The sequence below is a fragment of the Candidatus Wallbacteria bacterium genome (genome assembly GCA_028687545.1).
Lineage (GTDB): Bacteria > Muiribacteriota > JAQTZZ01 > JAQTZZ01 > JAQTZZ01 > JAQTZZ01.
Window position 1 is genome coordinate 17831 of record JAQTZZ010000051.1, and the last position, 11157, is coordinate 28987.

7 protein-coding genes are annotated in these 11157 nt (G+C 49.5%); 6 read left to right on the forward strand and 1 reads right to left on the reverse strand.

What is annotated here, in order from left to right:
* Positions 1-169: 169 nt before the first annotated feature.
* Both PHW04_15680 and PHW04_15685 read left to right on the forward strand, forming a co-directional pair.
* A complete protein-coding gene (locus PHW04_15680) occupies positions 170-1450 on the forward strand; it encodes an extracellular solute-binding protein (protein MDD2717329.1) in 1281 nt (426 codons plus the stop codon).
* Between the two features lie 19 nt (positions 1451-1469).
* Entirely contained in the window at positions 1470-3383 is a 1914-nt protein-coding gene (locus PHW04_15685; protein ID MDD2717330.1) for an adenylate/guanylate cyclase domain-containing protein, read from the forward strand.
* A gap of 3 nt (positions 3384-3386) precedes the next feature.
* Here the strand turns inward: PHW04_15685 and PHW04_15690 are convergent, their stop codons facing one another.
* Positions 3387-4796 (reverse strand): clostripain-related cysteine peptidase, encoded by a 1410-nt coding sequence (locus PHW04_15690; protein ID MDD2717331.1) that lies wholly within the window; start codon positions 4794-4796, stop codon positions 3387-3389.
* A 271-nt stretch (positions 4797-5067) separates the two neighbouring features.
* On the opposite strand from PHW04_15690, the gene PHW04_15695 reads away from it, so the two are divergent.
* From PHW04_15695 to PHW04_15710, 4 genes are all read left to right on the forward strand, one after another.
* The gene (locus tag PHW04_15695; protein MDD2717332.1) at positions 5068-5874 is read left to right on the forward strand and encodes a J domain-containing protein; all 807 of its coding nucleotides are present in this window, start codon (positions 5068-5070) and stop codon (positions 5872-5874) included.
* The gene (locus PHW04_15700) at positions 5807-6709 is read left to right on the forward strand and encodes a formylglycine-generating enzyme family protein (GenBank protein MDD2717333.1); all 903 of its coding nucleotides are present in this window, start codon (positions 5807-5809) and stop codon (positions 6707-6709) included. Before PHW04_15695 ends, PHW04_15700 begins: the two co-directional genes overlap by 68 nt.
* 280 nt (positions 6710-6989) lie before the next feature.
* Complete coding sequence (locus tag PHW04_15705; GenBank protein ID MDD2717334.1) at positions 6990-8609, forward strand: hypothetical protein; 1620 nt, start codon at positions 6990-6992, stop codon at positions 8607-8609.
* A gap of 360 nt (positions 8610-8969) precedes the next feature.
* Positions 8970-11157 (forward strand): hypothetical protein (locus PHW04_15710; GenBank protein ID MDD2717335.1); only part of this gene is annotated, 2188 nt, incomplete at its 3' end.

Here is an 11157-nt window from a genome sequence, read left to right on the forward strand (position 1 = left end):
CGCTTTGCTCAGTGCGCCAAAAAGTTACCCCTGGCCACCCCACCAAGGCTTCTGCGTTTTAAAAAGGGATAATTTGCCTGTCTTAAGTAAGTCGCGCTTGTTAGCTTGCACCTGGAAAAACCAGTCAGACTGGTATATATTTCTTACAACATGTAACCCGAGGTGCAGGATGAAATCAACTGTATTGCTACTGCTTGCTTTTATGATCACTGGCTGCGGAGGGCCTTCAGAAAATCCAGGTACAGTGAAACCGCAGACTTCACAGTCGGCACCGGCAGAACCTGGAACAACCGGAAAAGTCACCATTTCGGTCTGGGAAAACTATGCCAATGAAGAGCATGACTTTTTTGTGCGGATGGCCCGAGAATATGAGCAGTCCCATCCTGGCATCAGCGTGGAAGTATCGCAGATCCCCTGGGCTGACCATATGGCCAAGTACAGGACTTCCCTTACAGTGAACGCAGCTCCGGACATCGGCCGGATCGAAGTGGGGAACCTGGCTGAACTAGCCAGCAACGACGCTCTGTTTACCCTGGACGACCTGGGCGTACGCGATGTCGAGAAGGAATATCTGCCTGCTGCTTTTGCTTCTAATGTTTACAAGGGAAAGGTATATGGACTTCCTGATCAGATTACCGGGGTCTGTCTCTTCTGCAATAAGAAGCTGTTCATAGAAGCAGGCCTTGACCCGGACAAGCCGCCGACAACCTGGGATGAATTCATCGAAACTGCGAAGAAACTCACAGACCCTGCCAAGCAGATTTGGGGCTTCGGCATGGACAACGGGCTCTGGTGGAGTTTCCCGTTCTTCAATACCTTTGGAGCGAAATTCATCAGCGAAGATGGAAAAAAGTGCCTGCTGGACAGCCCGCAAGCGATCCAGGCGTTTCAGCTCAAGGTGGATCTGTACCGGAAGCATAAAGTGGAGGGCGGGGCCTGGCTGCCTGGCGCCATCAATTCTGAAATCGGCTTCCTGAACGGACGCTATGCCATGGTACTGATGGGCCCCTGGAACGTGAAAAATTTCCAGAAGGCAGGGATAGATTTCAGCGTATCCCTGATCCCCTCCGGTCCTGCCGGTACCTCCACCAATGTCGGCGGTACTGACATGGTGCTGTTCAAATCGTCCAAGCATCCTAAAGAGGCTTATGATTTTCTGAGATTCGTGTCAGGAGCGGATTATCAGGCTGAATGGTCAAGCAAACTCTCGCAGATCCCGACAAACCTGCTTTCTAATTCCATCATCAGCCCCAGTGAAAATCCAATCATTTCCATATTTATCACCCAGATGAAAACCGCAGTTCCCAGGCCTTCCCTTAAATTCTGGCTGAAATGCGAGGAGATCATGGCTCCTGAAATGGAAGCTGCGATTTCAGGCAAAAAGACCGTACAGGAAGCTCTGGCTTCGGCAGTCTCCAGAATCAATCAGGAAGTACTGCCTCTGGAATAGAAAGATTACAGGAGAATTCATGGAAAACCGCGTTCTGACCATCATGTTCACAGACATCAAGGGATTCACTGCCCGCACTTCCAGTTCATCCAGGGAAGAGCTGCATAATCTGTTAAACAAGCATGAGGACATCCTGCTTCCGATCGTGAAGAAATTCAACGGCCGCCTGATCAAGACCATCGGCGATGCGCTGCTGGTTGTCTTTGAGTCCCCGACCAACGCCGTGCTCTGCGGTCTGATGATGCAGGAAGCGCTCTGGGACCACAACAAGGGCAAAAATGAGGAAGACAGGATCTTTGTCAGGGTTTCGATCAATACCGGCGAAGTGGAATTGAAAGATGGCGATGTGTTCGGCGAAGCCGTAAATATCGCGTCCAGGCTGGAAGGCATCACAGAAGTCAATGAGATCTATTTCACTGAATCAGTCTATCTGGCAATGAACAAGGCCGAAGTGCCGACCTCTGAAGTCGGGCAGAGGATACTCAAGGGCCTGCCTGAACCGATCAAGGTTTATAAGGTGATCCAGGACAGGACTTCCGCAGATTTTCAGGATCTGATCACAAAGATCAAGTCAGGCGATACTGCGCGGGCTGAGAAAAGTTTTTCCTGGACTCCGGTCGTGATCGGAGCGCTCTTTTTAGCTGCCTTCGGTTGTTTTTATCTTTTACGCGACAATCCGGAGAAACGGGTGAAAGAGATCGACAAAGCTCTGCAGGACGGCAAGCTCGACCTTGCGTTGAACAGGGCCGACGAGGCATATCGGGATTTCCCGGGCAGCGAGCTGGCGATTGAATCAGTGAAAAAGGTTGTCAGGCAGGAAGTAGCTCCACTGATGGCCAAGCAGAAATTCGAGGAAGCCCAGGCCCTTTTGGACAAACGTCAGTCCGAACATCCTAAGATCAGTCTGCAGCAGATCTGGAAAGAGCGCCTGCTGGAAGAAGCCAGATGGTATTACGATCATGGTAACGGCAATGGCAGATACGATTATGAGGCACTGCTGACTAAATTTGATGACGATCTTGCTCTGCAGCAGGAATTTCTGCAGAAATTTGGAGCCGGAAGCAAGGAAGAATTCGCCTCGTCCATGATTTATGATGTTGCCCTGGCAGTCGCCGAGAAAACCGGGAAAGTGGATGATCTGGCCGGTAAAACAATGCTGCAGGCTCTGCGGTATGATCTTGAAAACACCAAAGTGAAAAATGCGATTCCTCTGCTGGTGGAGAAGTATCCGCCGGTCTTGACGTTTGCCCTGGATAATCTTGCCACAATGGAGAATCATGTCAGGTTCAACTGCAGGGAAATTCTCCGGAAAACCAATCAGTACAACAGCACACAGGAATTGATTTTCAACTTTTATAATCTGATCAGTATCGATGACAATGCTCAGGCTGATGATTTGCAGAAAGCCATAACCTGTTTCAAGGGCTATCAGCCAGGGTCTGAATTTGACAGTCTCAAACAGAACCTGGGTCTCCTGAAGATAACGGACTTGAAATCGGCTAACCTGGACCTGAATAAAAGCGGGGAGATCATGGAGATCATTACCAGCCTGTTTTACCCACAGGCACTGGGAATGTTCCAGGAATGGGCAGCTGGAGATTGCTTTTATCTGCGTCTGGATGCCTATCAGGTATTCGAAAAAAAGGGTGAACTCTCCAGAATCAATTTATGGGATTTCCACACCCGGAACATCACTCAGGCGAATCCAAGAGATAGTTTTCAGGATTTCCAGACCTGCCTGGACCTGGCCTTGAAATTTTTCGTAGATCAATTGAAGACTGATCAGAAGGACAAGGCTCTGAAGGTTCTGTCTCAATCCATCGATCATTTCAATGAGCTGCTCGCTGATTTCGAGAAAAGTAAATTCGACTTCATGGTCAAGGCTTTACCTGAAATGATCGAAAAAGTGAAGGCAGTGAAAGAACAGAAATGATCTTTACTGCAGGCCGAGATATTTGTGGATGACCTTGTCCCATCCGGTCAGCCGGCCGAACTCCAGCTGCCCGTATATATTTTCCAGAGAATTGATGAATTGCCTTATTGTTGCATCATCCGGCGGCATGAAGATGGAAACCGAGAAAGTTCCTTTCCCGTTCCCTGGATTGGATCTGTCCAGAGTGGCATCCTGAATGTTGTTTAGGCAGGAATCCACAATTGTCCTGACCTGGTCAGCCAGCTGGGTGTCCTGCAGAGAAGCCTGATTCAGCTCAGCTGCCAGGTTGGAGAGAAAAAGACCCAGATCAACTGATTCATTTCCCAGGATGCCCTCGAAACTGTGGGTCTTCTGCCTGGCAGCAGTAAGAGCGGCGATGATGCTGCTCTTATCTGCTGTGCCCATATCGTTGACCAGCAGGTCTGACAGAGTTTCCATGTCTGGAATGACTGCCCTGATTTTAGTGAGGTCCAGGCAGGACATCTCGAAATCTTCATTTGCGATATTTCCCTTGACATTGGTAGTCAGGATGCTGGTATAGACGGCTTTGGCTGTTTTCAGCGGCTGGGAATTCGGATCATTGCTCAGGATATTGAAAACAAAGGGATCTAAACTGACATCCAGGAACACGTCGCAAGTGTTTGGCTCTGCGATCACCTGCTTTGTTTCGCTGGCCACCATGTAATTAAAGTACTTTGAGAGCTGAACCGCCGCCTCCACCTGCCCCATCAGGCAGGCGCGGAAGGCTATGATGTCCAGCTTGTCGCCACCCAGCACCTGCTCGAAAACTGCTGAGACTTCCGCCATCGTTAGGGAATCCTGGGAAGTGTAGTCAATACCGAAGGATTTTTGACTTCCCCGGATCGAACCCGGACCTTTTGAAGGAATCCAGCCCGAGCCGTGCCCCATGATATAAAGCATCTTGTGATTTGCCGGGTAGGAAGCAGCCCATTCCAGGAAGCTCTGAAAATTGTTCGGGTCGCCTGTATTGAGATTGGAATTGATGTTATTTTCCCTGCATCTGACATTGAGCGCATCCTTGGTGATATAATAACGGGTGGTAGTCCTGTCTGTCTGCGAACCAAGGAAATCTACCTGGGCCACAATATGAATCTGGCCGTTGCAATTGCCGAATCCGGCTATCTCCGTTATTTCTTTCAGCATGCGTCGTTCCAGCCAATCTTCGGCATCCAGGCTGGCGTAAATCATGATGGACCAGGGTTTTGTCTGGCTTTCCTCGGCAGTGATTTCGCTGGCGGTTTCCAGTTTGGCGATCTGATCATGTATGGACCGCGATTTGAGATTGACGGTTCCTTTAACGTTCTGAAGAGAATTACCTGGTGTTGCAGGTGCGGCATGGACAAGATAAATAAAAATCAAAAATACAAAACCAACAGATAGGAAATTCCTCATAGAACCTCCAAGTCCATTTGATCTTGTTCTCTTATCAAGCTTGCTACAATTTAATTATGGCCTGAAAATCTTTTTCAGTCAAGTGGAAATGACAGTGAACCTGAGTCGAAGTCCATTCAAGAGTGTAAGCTCAGGCTGAGTTCCATCATTTTCCCATTTTTTGTCCATGTAGGTCTGATGGTTATCTGGAGCTGGAAAACAGGCTGGATTAGAGTTAACATTTAAGAGCATTTCAGATCAATAAAAATCCCGTCAGAAGGAAACGGCTCCCATGAGTCGCAAGCAGAAGAAACCAGCTCAGGACAGCATCGGAGCTACGCCAGAGGAACAGGAACTCCAGCTCAAGCGCGACGAGATCCAGAGTCTTTCAGAGCAGCTGGCTGAAGCTGAGCTGGAATTGACCAACCTGCGCTTCAACATCAAGCAGTTCACCTGCAGATATTATCAGGAAATCGGCCGGAAATACCTGGAACTGGACGAACTTAAAGCGAGGATCGCGGAAGAGCGGAATAAGCTTGCTCCTCTGGACAGGGAAAAATCCGGTGAAGCCTTGCTGCTGCGCGCTGCTGCCGAGAAAATCAGGTCAGAAGTGGAAGATGAAGAGGAATCTGAAGAACTTCACCATTTCAATCCGACGGACGAGCTGAAACGGATGTACCGACAGTGCGCTGCCAAGATCCATCCGGACAAGGTGCTGGACCCGAAATTCAAGGAAATCTGCCACAGGCTGATGGCTGAACTGAATGCAGCCTATGCCAGAGGCGACATTTCAAAGATCCGTGAAATCAGCCTGGAATGGGATTCCAACTCTGAACTCGTATCAGGGGAGGGTGTGGCTTTTGACCTGGTGCGCGCGATCCGCAGCCTGGCCCAGATCAGGATGAGACTTTCGACGATCAAGTCTGAAATCGAAGATTTAAAAGAACTGGATATGTATACCCTGATGCTCGAAGTGGAGCTGGCCGAACATCAGGGGATGGATCTGCTCGGGCTGCTCGGGAAACGGATCGATGAAAACATCAGATTGTCCAGGGAAATACTGGACGACCTTCTGGCTGGCAGGGATCGAAATGTCTGACAGGAAGAAGCTGACAGTTTCAGGAAAAAGAAGCCTGACAGATCCTGACTCCAGCCTGGTCAGCCGGGGGTTATCCGATATTTCAAAGATACTCGAGGGATTGCGGAATTCGGATTTTTCAATCGAGCCAGGATCAGGAAATAAAGTCAGGATCATCAGAATCGCTCCTGATCTGACTATGGAATTCGTTTTCATCCCTCCAGGCCAATTCCTGATGGGAAGTCCTGAATCTGAGGGTGACCCTGACGAGCATCCACAGCATCTGGTCAAATTCAAGCACGGATTTTATCTCGGAAAATATGCAGTCACCCAGGATCAATGGTTCTCTATCATGGGGAAAAACAACAGCGCTTTCAAGGGAGCCAGGCTGCCGGTAGACACAGTGAGCTGGAAGGACTGCCAGGCATTTCTGAAAAAATTGAATCAGAAAACTGATGACTGCTTCAGGCTTCCCACTGAGGCGGAATGGGAATATGCCTGCCGCTCAGGCAGCAGAACCAGGTATTACTGGGGGGATGCGATTGACAGCGATTTCTGCTGGTTTGGACTGAACAGCGAAGGCAAGACCAGGGAAGTAGGAAAGAAAAAACCCAATCTATGGGGTCTTTACGATATGAGCGGCAATGTCTGGGAATGGTGCCAGGATGGTTACAGCAGCATGTATTACATGAGCTCACCGGCTGAAAACCCCGAAAATCAGGCTGTCGGTTCCCGGGTGCTGCGCGGCGGTTCCTGGGTGGACGAACCGTCCCTCTGCCGGTCTGCAGCCCGCGGCAGGGGTGATCCGGTCGGCAGAGACTGCCTCTATGGATTCAGGCTTGTTTATCAGGAATGAGTTGAAATAATACATAGTCATGGATAATTAATATCACTTGAGTTGGCAAATTTTTATGGTGTGCAGCCAAATATTTGTTAAAAAACCTTGATTTGTGGCGGGTCCTGTCCTGGCATCTGAAGCTGTTGAAAAACCCTCCGGGTTTTGTTACAGCTTCGGACGCCTGGCCACCCCACAAGGGTTTCAGCGGCATGATATGGAAAATTTGCCAAAGTCGAGGTAATAAATTTGCCAACATCGAGTTATTTGCTTAAAATAGCTCTATGGAAAAGGAGGGGTAATGTCCATTAATAATGCAGCGAACGGCAACCGGAAATACGAATGGTTCGTGGTGGGCGACATCAACGGCTTTTTCGGCCTGATGTTCGACAATATGACAGTGCTTTCAATCATGGCAGGCATCCTGATCTTTGGATTCAAATATCCTGCTGAAATCGTGTACGGCAAGATGTTCCCAGGCACCGCTTTTGGCGTGCTGTTCGGTGACCTTGTTTACACCTGGCTCGCCTTCAGGCTCTCCAAACGCACCAATAACCCCACTGTAACAGCCATGCCGCTCGGGCTGGACACGCCTTCTTCGATCGGCATCGCGCTCGCAGTGCTCGGGCCTGCTTTCCTGGGCTTGAAAGCCAAGGGCATGCCTGAAGCTGACGCAGCCATGATGACCTGGTACATAGGCATGGCCACCATGGTGATCATCGGGCTGGTCAAGGTGCTTTTCTCATTCATCGGCGGATATGTGCAGAAAATAGTGCCTCAGGCCGGACTGCTCGGTTCGCTAGCTGGAATCGGACTGGCTCTGATCGGCTTCATCCCGATCGTGGAAATCTTCGGCATGCCGCTGGTGGGAATGGTGGCGCTGGGACTTGTCTTATACACGCTGGTAGCGCGCATCAAGCTTCCTTATAATTTCCCGGGAGTGCTCGGAGCAGTCTCGATCGGTACGATCCTGTATTACATACTCGGACCTATGGGATGGGTTGGCGGGACCTATGCCGCCCCCCACGGATCGCTTAATTTCGGGCTGCCGATTCCAAACATGGGTTTTATCCAGGGCTTTGCTGAAGCTTTGAAATACCTGCCGATCGCGATTCCCTTCGGCATCCTGACAGTGGTCGGCGGCATCAATGTGACAGAATCCGCCCGCCTGGCAGGCGATGATTACAGGACCAGGGACATTCTGCTGACAGAAGCCCTTGCCACCCTGCTCGCAGGCATCTGCGGCGGCGTAGCCCAGTCCACCCCGTACATCGGGCAGCCCGCATACAAGCAGATGGGCAGCCGGGCCGGATACACCCTGATCACAGGCCTGTTCATCGGGCTGGGAGGGATTTTCGGCTATGTCGGCTATATTGTGGAACTGATCCCTCAGGCTGTGATCGCGCCGATCCTGGTGTTCGTAGCCTTAGACATCATGACCCAGGCTTTCCACGCCTGCCCGCTCAGGCACGCGCCTGCTGTCGCCTTCGCATATTTTCCCACAGTGGCGCAGCTGCTTAAAATCAAGTTTTCCAACCCTGATCTGGTTTCCCCGGATGTTTTCAATGCCATGCTCACCAACATGTCAGGCAAAGGCCTGCCTGAACTGATGGTGACTGTTGCGCTGGGCAATGGATTCATCCTCACTGCCATGCTCTGGGGAGCTTTCATGGCGGAAATGATCGACCGCAGACTTAGAAAAGCCGCTCTGTATTTAGGCGTCTGCGCAGTATTCTCCTTTTTCGGCATCATCCATTCCGCGATTCCGGACGGCAGCATGTATCTGCCCTGGAATCTGACTTACCCGGCCAATCAGGTTCCATATCAGTTCACTTCCGCCTATATAGTGATGCTGCTTCTCCTGCTGGCGCTTTCGTTCAGCAAGGAAAGCAGGGAACCTGCTCCGCAAACGACTCATTAACTCGAGCTTGGCAAATTTTCCTTATCATGCCGCTGAAGCCCTTGTGGGGTGGCCAGGCGTCCGAAGCTGTAACAAAACCCGGAGGGTTTTTCAACAGCTTCAGATGCCAGGACAGGACCCGCTACAAATCAAGGTTTTTGACAGACATCTGGTTGCACACCACAAAATTTGCCTAAGTCGAGAAATCAGTCACATGCTGTTTTCAGAGAGAACAATCCTTGTGAGTCAACCTCATCCGGGCTATAATTGAATCAGGATGAGTGAAGCATTAACTGATTCCTCTGAACAGATCAGAAATCAGGTATGCTTATGTTGCGCCTGGATATTTTCGATTTTCCGGGGATGTCAGGTGGGGAGCGGATGAACAGAAAGTCTTTTTCAGCATTTTTTACATTGCTTTTTTTGTTTTTGATTCAAACCAGTGTTTTAAGAGCCGGAGTTCTCTGGTTGGGAAGCACTGACGCGAATTGGGGAACTGATACCAATTGGAGCCCTGCAGCTGTTCCTCTGGAATCAGACGATGTCACAATTTCGTATGGGACTTATCAACCAACTATCCATTCTACAGACGGAACTTTACACAACGGACTTGTCAGAGTTAATTCAATCACTGTCAATAATGGAGCAACTTTAAATTTAAATGGGAATGAACTTCACGTAACTACAAGCACAGCCGGTTTCATCGTAGGCGGAACTATCGAAATGATAGGCAGCGTTGCTGAAATCATTACGCCACCCAATCTGCTCTCAACCTCAAAAGTGATTTATACAGGAACCAATGACGGAATATCAGAGGCATACATCATCCAGCCTTGGAATACTTTTTCATCTATTGAAACTTTAATCATTGCAGGGATAGAAATAGGTGCCAACAAAGATTCATTCCACCTGCAGGAACTCACAGAGGTTAACACAGAGTTGAATATTTCCAATGGGGAATTCTGGCCTACCAACTATGCTCTGACTGTGAGAGGGACTACCGAGATTTCCAGCAATGGAATTCTGAATGTCTATACTACTGGGCAAAACATTACTTTCAATGGTCCGATGATTGTAAATGGAACCGGCCACTACATAGGAGGAGTAGGCGCAGTTGCAAATGAGATCTTTGGCGGGGACATCACAATTTCAGGCGGCACTTTTGACGCTACGATCAGGAATACCTATTTCTCAGGTTCCAACCAGATTTTCAACCACAGCGGCGGAACCTTTAACCACAATAACGGTTCAGTGGAAGTTACAGGCTCAGGCACTGTTGAAATCAAAGGCAACAACAGTTTCAATATCCTGGCCTGCCTGTCGCCTGGCAAGATAATCAGATTCGATAATACCTCTACCTGCGAACAGACAATCAATACTCTGAAAATTCAAGGCACTTCAGAGAACCTGGTGAATCTAGTTTCCACGAACGACGGAGACACAGCCCAGATCAATGTCACTAACAGCAATGTTAATTATGCCACAGTCAAGGATTCGAAAAACAGCGGAACTTTGATCACAGCAGTCAATTCATCCAATAAGGGCAATAACTTCGGCTGGAATTTCGGCACTATAGTCTGGACAGGAGGCAAAGATACAGCCTGGAGCGAACCCAAGAACTGGAAGATCGGCCTGTTCCCGTCAATCATGGACAGCGTGGAAATCGGGGCTTGCGCCAATCAGCCTATTCTTACGAACACTGCAGAAGTCAACCGCCTGACTATTGACGCTAATGCCACTCTGAAAACCAATGGCTGGGATTTTACCATCTCAGGCGGCAGCGGCAGTTTCATTGTCAATGGCACACTGGAAACAAAGGGTAATGAGACCTTCAACATTGTCCCTGCACTGAATTCAGGCTCAAAAGTGATCTACAAAGGTACAGGTGCGCTCAACAGCCAGATCAAAAGCTGGACTTATAAAAATATCAGCTTAGCTGGTGCGGCAGGAGACACATTCAAGCTGCCTGGTGCGGATCTGGCTGTCGGCGAAACCCTGGAAATCACAGGCGGTACCTTCACCACCTATGATGGAGCGGCTGACAGGAATCTCTCAATCACAGGCAATACGCTCATTTCAGGCGGTACGCTCACCATCCACGGTAATTCCACTTTCTCCTGTACAGGAGCTTTCAGCAATGCAGGCACATTCACAGGCGGTACCAGCACCAACACATTCAACAGTGACTGGACCAACACTTCCAGCTATACAGCCACTGCAGGCAGCACCATCCTCAATGGAGCCCTGACTTTCAACAACACAAGTGAAACTTACACGCCAAGTGCGGATTTTATTGTACAAGGCGCAGGTACTGTCAATTTCAGGGGTAGCTCTGCCTTCAACAATTTCACCTGCACAACCGCAGGCAAGACTCTGAATTTCGAACAAGGCAAAACCCAGACCATTTCCGGTACTTTTACCATCACAGGTACAGCAGGCAGCCTGATCACTCTGGCTAGTTCCGGTTCTGGAGCCTATACGCTCGATGTCACAGGTTCTACGCAGACTGTTACATTCGCAGACATCCAGTACTGCGCTGCAGGCTCACATACGGCAACCGCCAATTTCT